This is a genomic window from Loktanella sp. 3ANDIMAR09 (assembly GCF_001420005.1).
In the GTDB taxonomy this organism is placed as follows: Bacteria; Pseudomonadota; Alphaproteobacteria; order Rhodobacterales; family Rhodobacteraceae; genus Loktanella.
The window spans coordinates 17,192-34,473 of sequence record NZ_LJAK01000002.1 but is presented as its reverse complement, the minus strand read 5'-3'; the positions used below and the strand labels follow the sequence as shown (position 1 = coordinate 34,473).

Annotated in this window: 25 protein-coding genes; 24 read left to right on the top strand and 1 reads right to left on the bottom strand. The window is 61.2% G+C overall.

What is annotated here, in order from left to right:
- Positions 1-72: 72 nt before the first annotated feature.
- Positions 73-531 (bottom strand): S24 family peptidase, encoded by a 459-nt coding sequence (locus tag AN189_RS03035; protein WP_056030917.1) that lies wholly within the window; start codon positions 529-531, stop codon positions 73-75.
- 288 nt (positions 532-819) lie between these two features.
- Between AN189_RS03035 and AN189_RS03030 the strand changes: the two genes are divergently transcribed.
- From AN189_RS03030 to AN189_RS18690, 24 genes are all read left to right on the top strand, one after another.
- Positions 820-1,122 carry a hypothetical protein gene (locus tag AN189_RS03030; RefSeq protein ID WP_056030914.1) on the top strand — a complete coding sequence of 101 codons (303 nt, stop codon included), beginning with the start codon at positions 820-822 and terminating at the stop codon, positions 1,120-1,122.
- A complete protein-coding gene (locus AN189_RS19065) occupies positions 1,119-1,277 on the top strand; it encodes a hypothetical protein (protein ID WP_157057366.1) in 159 nt (52 codons plus the stop codon). The genes AN189_RS03030 and AN189_RS19065 overlap by 4 nt, the downstream gene beginning before the upstream one ends.
- Positions 1,274-1,492 carry a hypothetical protein gene (locus AN189_RS03025; protein ID WP_056030910.1) on the top strand — a complete coding sequence of 73 codons (219 nt, stop codon included), beginning with the start codon at positions 1,274-1,276 and terminating at the stop codon, positions 1,490-1,492. Before AN189_RS19065 ends, AN189_RS03025 begins: the two co-directional genes overlap by 4 nt.
- Positions 1,492-1,737 carry a hypothetical protein gene (locus AN189_RS19325; RefSeq protein ID WP_172794848.1) on the top strand — a complete coding sequence of 82 codons (246 nt, stop codon included), beginning with the start codon at positions 1,492-1,494 and terminating at the stop codon, positions 1,735-1,737. The genes AN189_RS03025 and AN189_RS19325 overlap by 1 nt, the downstream gene beginning before the upstream one ends.
- On the top strand, positions 1,737-2,114 hold the full coding sequence (locus AN189_RS03015; protein WP_056030904.1) for a hypothetical protein: 378 nt from the start codon (positions 1,737-1,739) through the stop codon (positions 2,112-2,114). The genes AN189_RS19325 and AN189_RS03015 overlap by 1 nt, the downstream gene beginning before the upstream one ends.
- Complete coding sequence (locus AN189_RS03010) at positions 2,101-2,493, top strand: hypothetical protein (RefSeq protein WP_157057365.1); 393 nt, start codon at positions 2,101-2,103, stop codon at positions 2,491-2,493. The genes AN189_RS03015 and AN189_RS03010 overlap by 14 nt, the downstream gene beginning before the upstream one ends.
- Before the next feature lie 210 nt (positions 2,494-2,703).
- The gene (locus AN189_RS03005; RefSeq protein WP_056030898.1) at positions 2,704-2,907 is read left to right on the top strand and encodes a hypothetical protein; all 204 of its coding nucleotides are present in this window, start codon (positions 2,704-2,706) and stop codon (positions 2,905-2,907) included.
- 25 nt (positions 2,908-2,932) lie between these two features.
- Positions 2,933-3,799, top strand: coding sequence for a hypothetical protein (locus AN189_RS03000; RefSeq protein ID WP_056030894.1), 867 nt, complete (start codon positions 2,933-2,935; stop codon positions 3,797-3,799).
- Complete coding sequence (locus AN189_RS02995; protein WP_056030891.1) at positions 3,796-4,179, top strand: hypothetical protein; 384 nt, start codon at positions 3,796-3,798, stop codon at positions 4,177-4,179. Before AN189_RS03000 ends, AN189_RS02995 begins: the two co-directional genes overlap by 4 nt.
- 14 nt (positions 4,180-4,193) lie before the next feature.
- Positions 4,194-6,332, top strand: a complete 2,139-nt coding sequence (locus AN189_RS02990; RefSeq protein ID WP_056030881.1) for a Mu transposase C-terminal domain-containing protein — start codon at positions 4,194-4,196, stop codon at positions 6,330-6,332.
- 45 nt (positions 6,333-6,377) lie between these two features.
- The gene (locus tag AN189_RS02985; RefSeq protein ID WP_056030879.1) at positions 6,378-7,145 is read left to right on the top strand and encodes an AAA family ATPase; all 768 of its coding nucleotides are present in this window, start codon (positions 6,378-6,380) and stop codon (positions 7,143-7,145) included.
- On the top strand, positions 7,142-7,729 hold the full coding sequence (locus AN189_RS02980) for a hypothetical protein (protein ID WP_056030876.1): 588 nt from the start codon (positions 7,142-7,144) through the stop codon (positions 7,727-7,729). The genes AN189_RS02985 and AN189_RS02980 overlap by 4 nt, the downstream gene beginning before the upstream one ends.
- Positions 7,717-8,073, top strand: a complete 357-nt coding sequence (locus tag AN189_RS02975; protein ID WP_056030873.1) for a hypothetical protein — start codon at positions 7,717-7,719, stop codon at positions 8,071-8,073. The genes AN189_RS02980 and AN189_RS02975 overlap by 13 nt, the downstream gene beginning before the upstream one ends.
- The gene (locus AN189_RS02970) at positions 8,066-8,311 is read left to right on the top strand and encodes a hypothetical protein (RefSeq protein WP_056030870.1); all 246 of its coding nucleotides are present in this window, start codon (positions 8,066-8,068) and stop codon (positions 8,309-8,311) included. Before AN189_RS02975 ends, AN189_RS02970 begins: the two co-directional genes overlap by 8 nt.
- Entirely contained in the window at positions 8,308-8,547 is a 240-nt protein-coding gene (locus AN189_RS02965) for a hypothetical protein (RefSeq protein WP_056030867.1), read from the top strand. Before AN189_RS02970 ends, AN189_RS02965 begins: the two co-directional genes overlap by 4 nt.
- On the top strand, positions 8,544-9,176 hold the full coding sequence (locus AN189_RS02960) for a DUF3164 family protein (RefSeq protein WP_056030863.1): 633 nt from the start codon (positions 8,544-8,546) through the stop codon (positions 9,174-9,176). Before AN189_RS02965 ends, AN189_RS02960 begins: the two co-directional genes overlap by 4 nt.
- A 139-nt stretch (positions 9,177-9,315) precedes the next feature.
- Entirely contained in the window at positions 9,316-9,570 is a 255-nt protein-coding gene (locus AN189_RS02955) for a hypothetical protein (protein ID WP_056030860.1), read from the top strand.
- The gene (locus tag AN189_RS02950; RefSeq protein WP_056030856.1) at positions 9,567-9,998 is read left to right on the top strand and encodes a regulatory protein GemA; all 432 of its coding nucleotides are present in this window, start codon (positions 9,567-9,569) and stop codon (positions 9,996-9,998) included. Before AN189_RS02955 ends, AN189_RS02950 begins: the two co-directional genes overlap by 4 nt.
- Positions 9,995-10,402, top strand: coding sequence for a helix-turn-helix domain-containing protein (locus tag AN189_RS02945; RefSeq protein ID WP_056030853.1), 408 nt, complete (start codon positions 9,995-9,997; stop codon positions 10,400-10,402). Before AN189_RS02950 ends, AN189_RS02945 begins: the two co-directional genes overlap by 4 nt.
- An 86-nt stretch (positions 10,403-10,488) precedes the next feature.
- Entirely contained in the window at positions 10,489-11,550 is a 1,062-nt protein-coding gene (locus tag AN189_RS02940) for a peptidoglycan-binding domain-containing protein (RefSeq protein ID WP_056030848.1), read from the top strand.
- A gap of 267 nt (positions 11,551-11,817) precedes the next feature.
- Positions 11,818-12,147: a hypothetical protein gene (locus tag AN189_RS02930; protein ID WP_157057363.1), complete on the top strand. Its 330-nt coding sequence runs from the start codon at positions 11,818-11,820 to the stop codon at positions 12,145-12,147.
- Positions 12,137-12,655 carry a DUF1804 family protein gene (locus AN189_RS02925; RefSeq protein ID WP_056030838.1) on the top strand — a complete coding sequence of 173 codons (519 nt, stop codon included), beginning with the start codon at positions 12,137-12,139 and terminating at the stop codon, positions 12,653-12,655. Before AN189_RS02930 ends, AN189_RS02925 begins: the two co-directional genes overlap by 11 nt.
- A complete protein-coding gene (gene terL / locus AN189_RS02920; protein WP_056030835.1) occupies positions 12,652-14,319 on the top strand; it encodes a phage terminase large subunit in 1,668 nt (555 codons plus the stop codon). Before AN189_RS02925 ends, terL begins: the two co-directional genes overlap by 4 nt.
- Positions 14,316-17,249: a DUF935 family protein gene (locus tag AN189_RS18690; protein WP_083484228.1), complete on the top strand. Its 2,934-nt coding sequence runs from the start codon at positions 14,316-14,318 to the stop codon at positions 17,247-17,249. The genes terL and AN189_RS18690 overlap by 4 nt, the downstream gene beginning before the upstream one ends.
- Positions 17,250-17,282: the final 33 nt, after the last annotated feature.

Sequence of the window (17,282 nt, the reverse complement as noted above, 5' to 3'; positions counted from 1 at the left end):
TAGAAACAGAGATCTAAACCGGAGGCCCAGATTTGGCGTTCATATTAAGGTGGAATACTCGATATCCGGCGATCACCACTCCTGCATCGAGGCGACGACGCGGCCGATGATCTGGACGCTGTCGCTTTCGGCGGCGAGGTCGATGGTGCGGGCGGGATAGATCGGGTTGGTGCTGATCAGGTCGATGACGCGGGCACCGGTGCGCTGGATGTGTTTGACGAGCAGCTCGTCGCCGATGCGGACGACATAGACGCGGCCATCGCTGGGATCGCGCTGATCGCGATCGACCAGGATCAGATCGTTGTCCCGCAGTTTGGGTTCCATACTGTCACCGGTCACGGTGATGATCGCCAGGCTGTCGGGTTTCAGGCCCCGCCGTTTGATCCAGCGGCTGCTGAACGCATACTGCCCGACCTGATCTTCATTGGGAACGATAGCCCCACCACCAGCCGATGCGGAAACAGTGAATTTCGCAATAGGTACATAATCAGAAGTAGCGACGACGCTCGATTGAGTGCGATTGAGGTACATTGGCTCCATTCCGGTCAGTACCCAAGATGCGGATACTCCCATCCCTGAAGTAAGCATCGACAGAAATTCAGCACCTATAGCTCTTTCACCAAGAACGTAGTTCTGAACTGTACGCGGCTTGGCACCCACACGGAGAGCCAACCCCTTGATATCAGTATTATTATCGGCAGCTAGCGCTCGTATGCGGTCAGGAATACTCATTTGTACCAATCAGTCGTTGACGCGGCGCTCATTTGGGATATATTCGCTATGAGCAGGCGAAACTTACACCCAGTTGAGGTAATCACTATGACCCAGAAAGACCAATCGTTCCACCCCGAGCCTGGCCTCGTGCTTTACGAGGTCGTGCTCGGGACCTTCAAATCGAGCGGCACGACGTTCGAGGTGTGGTGCAAACAGAACGCCACGAACGTCACGATGGCGCGCAACGCACTCAAGGGCGTGAACAGCGGGCCGACCGGCACTGTGTTGCTGGGTCGTCTGATCGACGGTGCCGGGCGCGAGGTTGTCGAACTGGCCTACCGCAAGCGGCTGGAGCAGCATGTCGCCAAGCTGAACGCGGCCAGCGCACAGACGGATGCCGCAGCATGACCCCGCTGCCCGCACCGCCCAAAGCCCCACCCACTACCGCAGAGCGCAACGCGCTTATTGCTCGCCAGGCAGAGCTGAAACTGATGTCCACCCTACCCACGCGGGTGCGCCTGATGTCGAGCGTGTCGTTCCATGCGCTGATGGTGACATCATGAGCGCGCCGCATCGCCAGTTCGAACAGGCGTTGCAGTCCGTCGCCGAAGAGGCGCTGTCGCATCTGACGGAAAAGGACCGCCTGTATTTCGCAAACCGTCTGCTGGGCCGGATCAGCGACCCACATCTGGCGGGGGAAATGCGGTTCGTCAGCAACCAGGCAGCGCAAAGGTCACGCGAGCTGACCGAGCGCGCCCAGACGACGCAGGTGGCATGATGGGGGCGTTTTCTATCAGAGGCCAGCACGGCCGGTTCTACATCACCCGCGACGGTGACGATGTCGCCGGGCCATACTGGAGCAAGGACAGCGCGGACGTGGCGCAGGACCGGCTGGAGCGTAAGGCGAAAGAGCGCGAACGGAAGTGCATCACTTGCACCGAAGCGTTCCTGTCCGAAGGTCCACACAATCGCATGTGTAACGGATGTCGGTCGCGGATCAGCGATGACGGGGTTGCAGTCTGATGACGGTCGCGAATGCCCAAGCGGGCGAAGCGCTGGTCGAGGCAGCGACGCAGATCATCAATCGCGGCATTGTCGCGGGTCGGTTCACCTATGAGCAGATCGTCGCTGCCCGCGCCATGAATGCTGCCGCGGCGTTTCTGTTCGAGCAGATCGAAGGGTCGGAGCAGATGCAGACCGCTGCCATCGGGCTGCGGCGGAGTTGTGATCTGCTGTCGAAGGACGCTCACGCGCTGCTGGCGGGGCACGACAATGTCGCCGCGTTGATGGCCGTGTTCGTGCGGCCCGACACGTACATCGAACCCGGCATGACGGTCCACGATATCGCCGACCAGATCGCCACCGATATCCAGGCAGGAGTTTCCGATGCCAGCACTTAATTTCATGTTGCGGTTCGCCGCGGACGTCGAGGACGGCACAAAGCGGCGCACGGTACGTGCGGATCGCAAGGACGGTCGGCCCCACGCGCGGGTCGGTGATCGGCTCAAGTTGTATACCGGCATGCGGACGCCACAGTGCCGCCTGCTGGGCGAGGCGACCGTGATCGCAATTGACCGGATCAGGATCGAACCGACCGAGATGTGGCTGAACGGCACGCGGCTACATTCCATCATCCATGATCGATCTGCACCGCAGACCGACAATGAGTTCGCACAGGCTGATGGCTTCGAGGGCTTCACCGAAATGGCTGACTGGTTCCACGACACCCACGGTCTGCCGTTCGAAGGCAGCGTCATCTACTGGGGTGATCCCAGCTAGGCCACCGACCGTCAAAACATCACGAAAAAGGGCCACGATATGAATGTCTGCATGAAATGCGGCAGGGAATTTGCCGAGATCGAAACTGTTGATTTCGCCTATTCGACAGAAACCAGGACTGATGGCAGCAAGACGATCCTGACCCAGCCACACAATGTAAGCCCCTGCTGCAAAGCTGAATTTGAACCCTCCGAATAAAGGACCTCACCCATGGATTACGAAGAAATTGTCGCCGCTATCGCCCAGATCGACGCCGCCCTTAACATCATGGGGTTGGTGTGTCCGCACAATGTCGATCCCGACACCTACCGCGCGCTGCGCGATGCCCGGAACGACCTGAACACCGTGCGGCTTGGCCTGCTGGGGAACGGTCAGGACCGTCCCTATCACGTGGCCGACCTCGCCCTGACCTAAGACCCCCATCGAAAGACACACCGACATGACCGACACGACAACAAACACCGCGCCCGACGACCGTACCGAAATGGTCGCCATCGCCGACATCCTGCAAGAGGGACGGTCGCGCGACGTAGACCCCGACTGGGTCGCGGCCCTTGCGGCCATGTTCCGCGACGGCGAAATGCTGAACCCGATCACCCTGTGGCGCTATGGCAAAGCGCCGGTGCTGGTTGCCGGTGCGCACCGCATCGCGGCCCAGGCGCTGAACGGGGAGACGCACATCCTGGCACGTTGGTCAGAGGCCAAGTCGTGGCCCGAAGCCAAGGTGCTGGAGATCACAGAGAACATCGGTCGGCGCGAATTGTCCGCACTGGACCGTGCACACCACCTGTCCGACCTCAAGGACGCCTACGAGGCGCTGCATCCCGAAACGAAAGCCGGCGGCGACCGTGGTAACCAGCATACCGGCGGCAAAGAGAGGCAAACGGAAATTATTTCCTTTTGCCACGACCTGTCCGAAAAGATCGGCCTGACCGACCGCGCGATCCGCTTGGCCGTCGCGATGTGGAACGGCCTGTCGCCCGCCAGCAAGTCCACCGTGCGCGGCACCTGGTTGGCCGATCACCAAGCGGGCCTGATGCAGTTGTCCAAGGAAACCGCAGCGGTGCAGGCCAAGGCGCTGGCACTGATCCTGCCCCCGAACGGCACACAGCCGAAGGCCACGAACGTGCCAGACGCGCTGTTCATCTTGGCGAATGGCCGGGTCCTCAATTCCGTCGAAAAGCGGTTCGCGGGGATCAACAAGAGCTTGCAGTCGCTGGCCGATCCCGAACTCGACGCCGTGCTGACCGCCAACGAAGAGCGGATCATGGGCTGGGTCGAACGCCGGATCGGGGGTGGCAAATGACCGAGCTGTTCCTGTCAGAGGAAGCGGTTAGCCGTGCGCATGAAGGCCAAAAGACAGTACGATCAGCATTCGCTTTGCGCGCGGTCGCGCATCTTTGCGACGAAGTCGTCCCGGAGCATTTGCAAGTCCAGCGGCAGGTTATCCAACAGTTCGAGGTTGCTGACGACGAATTCCTCATGATCACGGATCGCGGCATCTACGGAGATATTCGTGACCTCCAGCAAGAGACGCATGAACCTGCTCTCACGGTCGAGCAGGCGGACGTGGCTTTCGAGACTGACAATCCGGTCTCTAAGTTCTTCAACGCCATCCGCCATGTCGCCCGCCTCGCTTTGGGTGTGATCTACCGCATTCCACATATCATCCGCCGCGACTTCTGAACAGGACGGACCAAATGGATACTTTCATGACAGCCCAGGAGATTGCCGACGCCGCCAAGCGCCTTGGCCTGTCGTGTATGCCGCATACGAAGCAAAACGTGAACCGCCGTGCCCGAATTGATGGGTGGTCCGATCTGCCCCGGTTCGTGCGCAAGCGGTCCGGTGCCGCAGGTGGCGGTGGGACGGAATACCACGTGTCACTGTTGCCGGAAGCCATGAAGGCGGCGCTGGAAGCCGAAGTGTCTCGCGCTGTCACGGTTGAGAGCAACGCCACCCGCCGCGACGTCGAGGTCGCAAAGCGCCAGGCGCTGGACACCACCGCCCTGACCGCCCGTCAGCGCCAGGTGATGAATGCCAGATCGCTTGTCCTGGCCGCTATCGAGAATGTGCAGGTGGCAGAGGGCTACACCAGAACGCAGACCGTCCGACTGTTTGTCGCGGGTGAGATTGATCTCGACCTTGATGCAGCGACGATTGCAACAGCCAACGATCGTGCGTCAAAGACCGCCAATGTGTCGCGACCGACCCTGTTGCGCTGGTTTCAGTATCGCGATGCCGACGGGATTGGCGCATTGGCCCCGAAACCGACCAAGGAACGTGCGGACGTCCCTGCGTGGTTCTGGGACTTTCTCGGGCACTACGCGCGACCGCAGAAGCCCTGTATTACAGAGGCGCTCGACGCCTTCCTGCGGACACCGCACGGTACCAATGAGCCGATCACCTATTCCAAGGTGCGCCGTCTGATCGACAAGCTGGGCAACGTGGAAAGGCATCGCGGCCGCGAAGGTTCGCTGACACTCAAATCACGCATGGCCTACGTGACCCGCTCAACCGGCGATCTGTTGCCGACCTGTGTTTACACATCCGACGGCAAGACGTTCGACGCCGAAGTCGCACATCCACTGCACGGTCGACCGTTCCGACCCGAGATCACGACCGTGGTCGATGTCGCCACCCGCCGTGCTGTCGGGTTCTCGATCGGCTTGGCCGAGAACGCCGAAGGCGTGGTCGATGCACTGCGACACGCCTGCGAAGAGCATGGTGTACCCGCGATCTTCTATGTGGACCGTGGCTCGGGCTTCAAGAACAAGCGGCTCGATGCCCAGATGACCGGCCTGATGGGACGGCTTGGCATCACGAAGTATCACTCGCTGCCCCAGAACAGCCAGGCGCGCGGGATCATCGAGCGGTTTCATGGGTCTGTCTGGAACCCGCTGGCGCGCGAGTTCGACACCTACGTGGGTGTCGAGATGGACCGTCAGGCCCGCCAGAAATCGTTCAAGGTAACCCGCAAGGAAATCCGCGAGATCGGCGCAAGTTCGTCCCTGCCGACATGGGACGAGTTCCTCGAAGGGTGCCGCAAGGCCATCGCCACCTACAACGCAAAGCCGCATTCCGCACTGCCCGGTCGCCAGTCGCCGGACGAATACTGGCAATCGCATGTCGATACCGGGTTCGAGCCTGTCATCGTCACCAAGGCCGAAAGCGACGATCTGTTCCGCCCCTACGTGCGGCGTAAAACCCGCCGTTGTCTGATCGAGTACAAGACGAACACCTACTTCAACATCGCCTTGCAGGAATACGACGGCGACGAGGTTCTGGTCGGATACGATATCCACGACGCAGATCGCGTCTGGGTCCGCGCCATCGACACGGCAGACGGCGAGGATGTGCCAGGTCGCCTGATCTGTATCGCAAAGTTCGCAGGCAATGAAGAGCGTTACGTCCCGCTTACGATGCAGCGCCTGGCGGACGAAGGGCGGGCCAAAGGCAGGCTGCGCCGTGCGCAGGACAAGATCGACGAGATTGCCGAAGAACTCGATCCGCCACATCTGCTGTCGGGCCACCAAGCGGCACCGTTTCAACAGGTTGGACCCAGAGCGGCCCATGCGACCATCCACGCCGACGAGGCGGAGATCGCTTCGGTCGGCGAAGGTCCCGAGGTCCGCGCGCTCAAGAGCGCGAACAGCGCCCCCCGCTTCGGGTCGGACGCCGAGCTGGCGCACTGGGCCATCGACAATCCGGACAACCTGCATCCCAGCCAGTTGGGCGTGCTGCGCGAATGCGTCGCCGACGCCGCCGACCGCCAACTGCTGAAAGATCATGGCGTCGATATCGACGCCCTGCTCGCCCTACTCCGGCACGCTGCGTAGCCGGAGACGCGAGACCACAGACGACCCAGAGGAGAGCAAAACATCATGAAACAGAAGTTCGTGAAAACATCCAACGTCCTGCGCCTGGACGCCGCGTTGAGCGCGGTAAAGAAGCGCGGTGCCAGCGAGGCCTGCATCATCGTCGTGGACGGTGAACCGGGCCTTGGCAAGACGACGTCGCTGGCCCGGTTCGCCGTCCAGCAACAGGCCATTTACCTGCGGGCCAAGAAAGAGTTTCGCCCCGCGTGGTTCCTCAATGAGTTGCTCAAGGAACTGCGCCAGGACCCGCCACATGCGTTCGAGAAGAAGTTCGAGCTGGCGCTCAAGACGCTTGTGCAGCGACAGGCCGCTGCCATCCATGCAGAGCGGACCTTTGCGCTGATCATCGACGAGGCCGATCATATCTCGTCCAACGCCCGCATCATGGAGACGATCCGCGATCTGTCGGACATGATCGAGCTGCCCACGATCCTCGTCGGTATGGGTAAAATCCGTCATAATCTGACACGGTTTCCGCAAATCACGTCACGGGTGTCCCAGTACGTGAAGTTCGAGACGGCCACCAAACAGGACGTGCGCCAGTTCTTCGAGGACAAGTGCGAGGTCGAGGTCGCCGATGATCTAATCACCTACACCCACAAGGTGACGGGCGGCATGAACCGCGAAATCATCGAGGCCATGGCCGTCATTGAACGGTTCGGAAAGCGTACACCGCCCGCAGCCGGTGGCCTCACGCTGCGTGACATGGCCGGTCAGCATATCGTGAATGACCGTCTCACCGGGCAGGCAATCAACGTGCCGGAGGTCGTATGAGCGGATCAGCCAAAAATCAGAACGCGCTGTTCGTTCTCTTTGAAGCGGGGTCGGTCCATTCGGTGGCTGAATTGGCCGAAGCCAGTGGGATCAGCCTGCACGAGACGATCAAGACAGCCGGATACCTGGTCAACCGCGGCTACTTGAGCCGTACCGAAACGGGCGTCTTCACCCTGACGGACGAAGGTATCGCGGCACAGGCCGAAGGGACGGTCATCACGTCCGGTCCCAAGGGGCCCGACACCGGGCTGGGCCGCAAGCCGTTTGCCGATACGCTGCGGCAGCGGGCCTGGTGTGCGATGCGGTTCTGCGGCGTGTTCTCGACAGCGGAGATCGTCGAGGTCGCCGCAGACGAGCCCACGGAAAAGGACCACGCCAATGTGCGCCGGTATTGCCGGGGGCTGTGTGATGCGGGGTTTCTGATGGACATGCCGACCCGCGCACGAGGCGCGTCCGAGACGTCCAACGGGTTCAAACGGTACCGCCTGTTCAAAGATACCGGCGAGATCGCCCCGACCTATCGCAACACCCGCAAGGAAGTATTCGACCACAATACCCGAGAGGTTTTCCCATGTCAGATGTGACCCCCGAAGAGCCGTGGCGCGCCATCCTGCGCGCGCAGGCTGAAAAGACATCCATCACCGATGTCGCCCGCCAGTTGGGATACAGCCGCCCTGCTATTTCGCTGGTCCTGTCCGGTGACTACGCCGGGGCGACGGGCAAGATCGCGGCAAAGGTGATCGCGTGTTTTACCGACAGTGTGCATTGCCCCCACCTCACTGCGACGATTTCGCAGGCCCGGTGCGGCGATCACCAGTCACGTGCGATGCCGACGTCCGATCCAGACGCGCTACGGCACTGGATCGCCTGCCGGTCTGGTTGCCCCAACAGCCACCACGGCACCGACGACGAGGTCGATCATGCTTAGTCGATCCATCAAGAATACGGCGGATGTTCTGACGACAGAATGTGCGGACGGGATCGCGTTCGCGCCGTCACTGCAATGGCGGATCGTGGGGTTGATGCGCGTCTGGGAAGTGATCGCCGCCGGGCTGGAAGGGCGATCACCCGTTCCGGGCTTTGCCTGGCGTGGTCACGCAATTCGCCCCGTGATGCTCACACCACGGCCCGGCAATGACAACGTCGCACCACAGGAGTTGCAATGACTGACCTCGAGACACCCATCGCCCAGGACGGTACCGGCCTGCGCCGCATCGTCGCCCTCGCCAGCCGCGCGAAGACGAAGGTCAAACAACGCGGCAAGCGCGGCGTCCTCGACCTGACAGAGGATGAAAGTTTCGCGCTCGCCTACGTCGCGGACGTCTTTCTCGCAGATTACACCGGCCCGCTCACACGGGGCGAGCCGGACCTCAACCTGATCCCTGAACTGGAGACACCATGAACGCCATGACAGAAACCCAAGCCGTATCCGAACGCCTGATCGAACGGCCCGACGGCAGCACGATCCACTACGACAAGCTCAAGCCCGAAAAGCAGATCGAGCATGATGCGGCGACTGGCCTGTGCCACGCGGCGCTGACCATGAGCGCCGAGCTGATGCGTTTCAAACACCAGTCTCTCGCAGAGATGGTCGCGGCGCGTGTGATGATGTTCGAAGATCACGGCGTCAAAAAAGGCGGTGCGCAAGGTAACCTGTCGCTGCGGTCCGTCTGCGGCCGGTATCTGGTCAAGATGACCGTCGCCAAACACATCACTTTCGGCCCGCAGCTCGAAGCCGCAAAGGCGTTGATCGACGAGTTCATGACCGATGAACTGGGCAAGGGTGGATCGGAGATCATTCATGAGATCGTGACCAAGGTGTTCCGCCTCAACGGCAAGGGGCGCATTGACCGCGACGGTATCCTCGGGTTGCGCGAACACCGCTTCGAGGATGATCGCTGGACCCGCGCGATGGATGCCATCGACGAGGCCATCTGCCGTGACAGCTCAACGACCTACGTCAATTTTTACACGGTCGATCCTGCGAGCGGGGCAGAAACCCGTATTCCACTCGATCTGGCGGGGGTGTGATCATGGGATCGCGTACAACAAAGATCGCCAGCGACGGGACGACAACGACGTGCCCAGGTTGTGGCAAAATCGTTCGCGGCGAAAAGGGGCTCAAGTTTCACATGGCATCCTGCGCCGGTTCCAAGCCGGAGGATCAGCAATGAGCACCGTGCCGACATTTACCGAGGAAGGATTCTGGTGGGCACAGCTGCAGGCTGTGGACCCCGGTACGAACTACGTTGTCGAGGATGCCGCATCCGAACCGATGGAACCCGTCGAAGTCTTCGAGAACCACCATGTCGAGGGATCGCCGGAACGCTGGCGGGTGGCCGTACTTGGCATGGACAAGAGCCAAGCCCCCGAGAACTTCAACTGGGGTCCGCCGATTGCACGTGCCGTTGCGGTGTCGGCATGAAGACGATCCCGATCCTGCATGTCGCCAAACGCGAGTTCGGGTTAGGCGATGACGATTTCCGTGACGTGCTCGAGCGCGTCACGGGAAAGCGGTCTTTGCGCGATATGACCGAGAAACAGCGCTTGGCAGTGGTGGACGATTTCAAGGCACGCGGGTTCGTGGTGCGCCGCGGCAAAGGCAGTGCCACAAAGCCCGGTATCTCGAAAAAAGGATATGTCCGTCTGATCCATGCGCTTTGGGCGTCGTGCGCCAGGCTGGGCGTCGTCGAGGACGGATCGGCGAAAGCGTTGCGCACGTTCGTGGCGGGTCGCGCTGACAAGAATGGAACGGCTGTCGCGGATCCAGAGTTCCTGACCTACGAACAGGCGTCACCGATCATCGAGACGCTCAAATCCATGGAAAAGCGCGGCAAGGCGAAGGCAAAATGAACATCGGCCACAACTCCCGCAATATCCCGTTAGACGCCCTGACCGGGTCAATGCAGGACGTGGCCGAAACCTTGGGCATGGGCATGGTCTTTGCCCTCGTGGAACATTTTGCCGGTGTCGAGCTGAAAGTGCCGCACAAGCTACGAGACGGCCACAAACTGATGGCGCTGGGACGCGAGCAAGCTGAAATGCTGTGTGACTTTTACGGCGACAATACGATCCATGTTCCCACAACGCTTGACCCCGGTCAGGTCAGGCGCCGGGTCCTGGAACTGGAAGCGCGCGGCCTCAAAAGGTGGGAAATCGCCCGCGAGGTCAACATCAGCCAGCGCCACGTGCGCCGACTGGCAAACAGTGCGCAGCATGACGATCGGCAGGACGATCTGTTCGGCGATCTGGACTGATCGGAGCTTGGCGGACATCTGTCCGCCCCTACTCATGCCCGCGCGCGCGCGACACAGGGGACAATCCGAAGTCCCCAGAGGTCGCCATGTACAATTTTCAAAAACCACGCCGCGCCGTCCATACGGTATTCATCCATTGCTCCGCCAGCGACAACCCAAAGCATGACAACGCTGCGACGATGGATGCCTGGCATCGCGTGAATGGCTGGAACGGCATCGGCTATCACCTGTTTATCCGCAAGGATGGCACGGTCGAGGATGGTCGCAGTCTGGAACTGACGCCAGCGGCCCAGGGCGGCCACAATCGCGGCACCATCGCGATTTGCCTGCACGGCCTCGAAGTTGACAAGTTCACCGACAACCAAACGGACGCCCTGCTCGACATCTGCGAGCAGATCGAGAACGCCTACAACGGTCAAATCCGGTTCCGGGGTCATTGCGAAGTTGCTGCAAAATCCTGCCCCGTCTTCGACTACGAGGACGTGCTGGGATTGGTCGATGGCGAGATGACTGCCGAGGGCAAGACAATTGCCAAGGAAAAATACTGGTCGGCGAAATCGGTTCAACGTGGGGACCTGTCCGGCCTAGAGCGCCCGGAAAGCCGCAAGGGGCACCCTGCAGCCCTCAATCTGCGCATGGGTGCGAAAGGCGCGCCCGTCTCGCAACTCCAGCGCACATTGACCGGACTGGGCTATCACCCTGGCAAGATCGACGGCGATTTCGGCAAGCTGACCCGTGATGCTGTTCTGGCATTCCAGGCCGACAATGACCTGATGACCGATGGCGTTGCAGGGTCGGCAACCTTCGAGGCGCTCGACGACGCCATACGGCGGTCTTTGAACGCAGCGCGAGAGACGGCGACCGTCACCGATCTGGCCGCAAGCGGGTCGCGGATCGCCAAGGCCTCTGTTGCACAAGGTGCGGTCGGCAGCGCCCTGACAGCCGGTGGCGTCGTAAGCGTCATCGAGGACAGCACGGGCATCCTCACGCGGCTGGCCGAGAGTGTGGGCGTGTACGAAGGCGTATTCAATTCCCTGGGGCCGGTGCTGGGCGGCGGTGTCGTCGTCTGTGGCGCGCTGGTTGTGTTCCAGGCTATTAAAGCAGGAAAGGCGCGGGTCGATGATCATCGCACGGGCCGCACCCTGTAATGTGGCTGATGTCGATCATCTCGCGCCTGCCGCTTGGCCGTGTCGGTTGGCCGATGCTGATCTGCCTGCTTTTCCTCGTCATCTTTTGGCTCGGCTTTGGGCTTGGCGGTGCGCGGTGTGAACACGACCGACTGGCGGCAGAAATCGAGGACAGACGGCAAGCGCGCCTCGAGCTCGACCGCATCATCGGTGTCGCCCGCAACGCCCGCAATGAGGCCGACCGCGCGGCCGCTCAGGATGCCGCAACCCTAGACCAGGACAAATCAGATGCCGAAACTTACAAATCAGACCTGTCGCCTGATCGGTGCATCGCTTCTGGTGATGACGCTGACCGCCTGCGCAGCCTCGGACGATAATAGTGCCGGGCCGTTGCCTGCAACCGTGACGATCACCGCTGCACTGGCGGACCTGTCACCACAGGACGCAATGCCTTGTGCCGATCCCGGTATTTCAGAGGGCATCGATCTGCGGTCCATCCTGGCCGATCACCGCGTCGCGCTCGGCGATTGCCGTCGTCGTCACGCCCGTGTCGTGACACAGTATCGTGGTTTGCAGGACCGCATCATTTCAACAGGACCTCCCGGCCATGACAGGTGACAACGACAAGCGGCGTCAGGCCCGCTCGGAATTTATCTACAAACGCCGCACCCTCGCGATGATCGGGCTGTCCGTTGGTGTCTCGACCAATACCATCGGTCGGTGGAAACGTGCAGCCCTCGCGGCCGGCGACAACTGGGAGACGGCCAGGGCGGCACATATGATCGCGGGCGAAGGCCTTGATGCGGTGATCACCACTGTCGTCGAAGAGTTCATGATCATGGCACAATCCGCCATCGACGATCTCAAGGCCGATGGCCTGAAAGAGCGCGCGGACCAACTGCCGATCGACAAACGGATCATGATGATGACGTCGCTCGCGGATGCCATGACCAAGATGACCGCGTCGGCTGGAAAGCTTGCGCCGAAGATCTCCGAACTCGGTGTGGCCCAGGACGTCATTCAAAGGCTGATGGTCTTTGTGCGGGACAATTACCCCGAGCACGCTCAAATCCTGTTGCAGATTTCAGCCCCCTTCTCTGATCACCTGGTCGAGGCCTACGCGTGAAACGCCCCGCCCTGCAAAAGACACTGACACCCCGCGCGTTCAAGGAAGCTGTCGCAGCCCATGCCGCATCGCTCGATCGCTGGATCGAGCTTTCGGTCGATGCCTTTGCCAGCGACCCGCAGAGCAAGGCGGAACGGCTACGGCGTGTGAGCGACCGCGAAAGCGGGTTTCGGTTTTTTGTGGAAACCTACCTGCCGCATTACGTGCGCGGAGAAGCCAGCCTGTTTCACGAAGCCGCATTCGAGCGCTTTCCACGCATGCTGCATGCCATCGAAGGCGACCGGCGCAAAGGTGCCAAGGAATGCTTCGTCGCCCCGCGTGGTTCATCCAAATCGACACACCTCTCACTCGGCGGTGCGCTTTACGCGATCGTGCTGGGCCTGGAACACTACATTCTAGAAATCTGCGACGTCTACGGTCAGGCCGCACTGCTGATCGAGGCGATCAAGTCCGAACTGACAGCGAACCCGCGCCTGGCACACGACTTCCCGCAGGCTTGCGGTGCCGGCAGGGTTTGGCGCGAAGGCGAGATCGTCACACGCAACGACATCCGTGTGGAAGGCGTGGGCGCATTGCAAAAAATTCGTGGCCGCCGGCACGGGCCGTTTCGCCCCGGTCTGGTGTTTCTCGATGATCTCGAAAACGACGAGAACGTCCGCTCGATCGAACAGCGCCGCAAGCTTGAAAGCTGGATCGACAAGGCCGTGGCCGAAGTCGGACCGCCCGATGGCTCACTGCGGATCGTCTACGTCGGCACGATCCTGCATTTCGACGCAGTTCTTGCCCGCAAGGCAAAGTCACCCGCATGGCGCACGACCCAGTTCCAGGCGATCATGGTCTGGCCGGACAACATGGACCTGTGGGATGCCTTCGAGGAGGTATTTCAGAACGAAGGCCCCGATGCGGCCGAGGCCTTCTATGCCGACCGCGCTGAAGCGATGAACGCGGGAGCTGTGGTGAATTGGCCCAGCATGCAACCTCTGCCGTTTTTGATGATGAAGCGCGCTGCGGGACACGCAAGTTTCGCGACCGAGTACCAAAACAAACCGATTTCGGACAACAACCCGTTCGGTGATCTGACCTACTGGGTCCAGCGCCGCCCGACACTGATCCATTTCGGTGCGATCGACCCGTCACTGGGCAAGAAAGGTCATGGGCGCGATCCTTCCGCGATCCTGATCGGCGGCATCGATCCACAGTCCGGCGAGATGGATGTACTCGAGGCGTCGATCCGCAAGCGCCTGCCGGATATCATCATCAGCGACACCATCGCCCTGCAACGCGAATACCGCTGCCATCTGTGGTTCGTCGAAGCCGTTCAGTTCCAGGAGTTCCTGCGGACATCTCTCATGCGAGAGGCTGTCCGTGGAAACGTGCCCCTGTCCGCACATCCGGTGACACCGTATGCCGACAAGGATCTGCGCATCGAGCGGCTACAACCACCGACCGCTGCCGGCATGATCCGGTTTCACACCAGTCAGAGCACACTGATCGACCAGCTCCAGCAATGGCCCAACGCTGATCACGACGATGGTCCGGACTGTCTCGATATGCTCTGGCAGCACGCCGTTCGCTTCGCACGTGTTGCAGGCGGCGCGCCATTGGTGCGCGGTACCGGTCCCGGTACATCGTCTTCTCTGACCCAAGGATACCGCCTCGAATGACCGATCATGTCACCGACGCCCCGACCTCATCCGTCGCACTCGCCGCGGGCGATGTGGCCTCGCGCCGCAACCTGCCGAAGGATGCGCGTGCCATCATCGCCGATGTGCGCAGCGACATCACCATTCCGTTCTTTTCCAACGTCCTGCAACCGTCCGACGATACGATTATCAAGCGTGGCAAAGGCAAGGGCCTTGCACTTTATGACGAGATCGAGCGGGACACCCATGCCTGGGCCGTGTTGCAAAAACGCAAAAAGGCATTGATCGCGCGGGAATGGGAGATCGAACCTGGTGGCGACGCGCCGCGTGACCTTGAGGCAGCCTCTTTCGTACGTGAACAGCTCAAATCGTTTCCGTTCGATCGACTGTGCGAGGAGCTGCTGGACGCGACCCTCAAAGGGTTTGCCGTTAGCGAAATCGTCTGGGCCCGCGACGGCGACCGCGCCATCATCGACAGGATCGTCACCCACGATCAACGCCGGTTCACATTCGGGATCGACTGGACATTACGACTGCTGACCCGCGAACAGGGGTTTGAGGGCGTCGAGATGCCGGATCGCAAATTCATCGTGCACCGGCACGGCGTGAAGGGAAACAACCCGTTCGGCCTTGGTCTCGGCACACGGTTGTTCTGGCCGACCCTGTTCAAGCGCGAGGGCGTGGCTTTCTGGCTGACCTTCCTCGACAAGTTCGCAGCCCCGACAGTCGTTGGCAAAGTTCCCTACGGGCTCGGCGACGACGAGGAACGCAAATTGCTCGCAAGTCTCGGCCAGGCCTCGAAGGAAGCGGCCGTGCTGGTCCCCATCGGGACAGAGGTCGATTTGCTGGAAGCGTCGCGGTCGGCGTCTGCCTCATACGAGGATTGGTGCAAGTATTGGGACAATCAGTTGTCGATCGGCGTGCTGGGCGAAACACTGACCACTGACGTCCAGGACAAGGGTGCGCGCGCTGCGGGCGAAGTGCATGCCGATATTCTGAATATGCTGATCGACGCAGATGCCGATCTGCTTTCCGACACCTTGCGCTCGACCCTCATTGCCTGGCTGGTGGCCTATAACTACCCGGATGCAAAGCTGCCATTTGTCTGGCGTGTCCGCGCCGCAAACGAACAGGATGCGGCACTGACCCGCCAGAAGCGGGCCGAGGCTGCCGTTGCCGATACGACGGCGATCATTAAGATCGTAAGCGCGAGCGCGGCTTTCATCGACGACGACGATGCCCGCGAATTCATCCAGGCGCTGGCGCCGGCTGCGATCGCCGCCGATCAGTTGGACCGGCTGGTTGCGGCGCGACATGCCTTCGCGACGGTCGGTCCGGATGATGGACCGGGCACGCCTGCCAAACCGACCATCGATCCCAAGACGGCTCCGCGCAAACCGGCTGCTCCGGCATTTGCCGGATCGGAACCGGACACAGATGCAGATCATCAAGAGCGGCTCGTCGGGCAACTCGAAGATATGGGTGAGCAGTGGGACGCTGATCGATTGTCAGACATTCGATCAGTTCTAGACGCGGCGAGCGATCTCGAAGGTGCGGCCGCCCGTTTACTCATTGTCGCCGCTAAATGGGACGTGACCGGTTACGCCAGCGGTCTCGAGCTGGGACTGAACGCAAGCGCTTACGCTGGTCGCGATGCGGTTCTCAATGAGGCTGAAGAAACTGCTTTCGCTGACGTCGATGTCTTCGAACAGGGCTTCCGCGAGCAAATCGAATTCTTCACGCAAAAAGCGCCCCGGCCGACCGCTGCCTGGACGGACGTGATGCGCGGCGACCATGACCGCGCATTTGTCGTCGCAGGTGCAAAGGACCGCGACATGCTGCGCGACTTTCAGGACGCCATTGCAACGGCGTTGAAAGACGGCACGGGCCTGCGCGCCTTTCGTGATGATTTCGACCGGATCGTCGCCAAGTATGGCTGGAGCTACAACGGTGAGCGCGGCTGGCGGAGCCGGGTGATCTTTGAGACAAACGTGCGAACCTCCTACATGGCAGGTCGCCTCAAGCAGATGCGCGACCCGGACATGCTCAAGGCGCGTCCATTCTGGCAGTATCGCCATGGGCAGACCCGCAAACCCAAAATCGCCCGGCGTCAACACCTTGCCTGGGATGGTCTGATCCTGCGTCATGACGATCCGTTTTGGGACGAGCACTATCCGCCCAACGATTGGAAGTGCTCATGCGGCGTCCGTACACTGTCGCAGCGTGACCTGGAGCGCCTGGGCCGGGCGGGCCCGGACGAAAGTCCGCCGCGCCGGGTCAGAACCATCTACGATCCCAGCCGTGGCGGGATGATCGATCAGCCTGCAGGCCTGGGCTACGGGTTCGAATACCAGCCCGGCGATCTGTGGGAACGCGGACTTGTACCCTCCGAGGTCGAACGGATCACTGCGCGCACTGTCGTGGACGTCGATGCCCGCCGCCCGTTGTCCGACGTGATCGCGACCGGAGCGCCCCTGGCTGAACCGACACTGCAAGCAGGCCGCACCGAAAGCTTCTATGTCGATGCGTTCCTGCGCGGCTTCGGGGCAAGGAGTGGCGAAGCTGTTTTGTTCACTGACCGGGCGGGTGCACACATCCCGATTTCGGATGAACTGTTCCGCCAGCCTGATGGATCATACAAGATCCTCAAGCGCGGCCGGGAAGTGCACGCCGCACAACTTGCCGAGGCGATCCGCGACCCGGACGAAATCTGGATCGGCGTCTCCGCCATTCCGATCCCGGCAGACCAGGGCGGCGGCGAGGAGCTGGTTGTCGATCGCAAATACATCCGCATCGATCCCACAACCGGGCTGCTCGTGATCTTCGAGCTGCTGGGTGGACGGTGGACGGCGAAGACGGCGTTCAATCCGACGAACAAGAATGGCCGATCCACGAGTGTGAACGCAATCGATCGGCGTCGCACCGGGGTCCTGATCTACGAGCGGGAGTGAAAGTGCGGACCGGCCAGGATGTTCTGCCGGTCC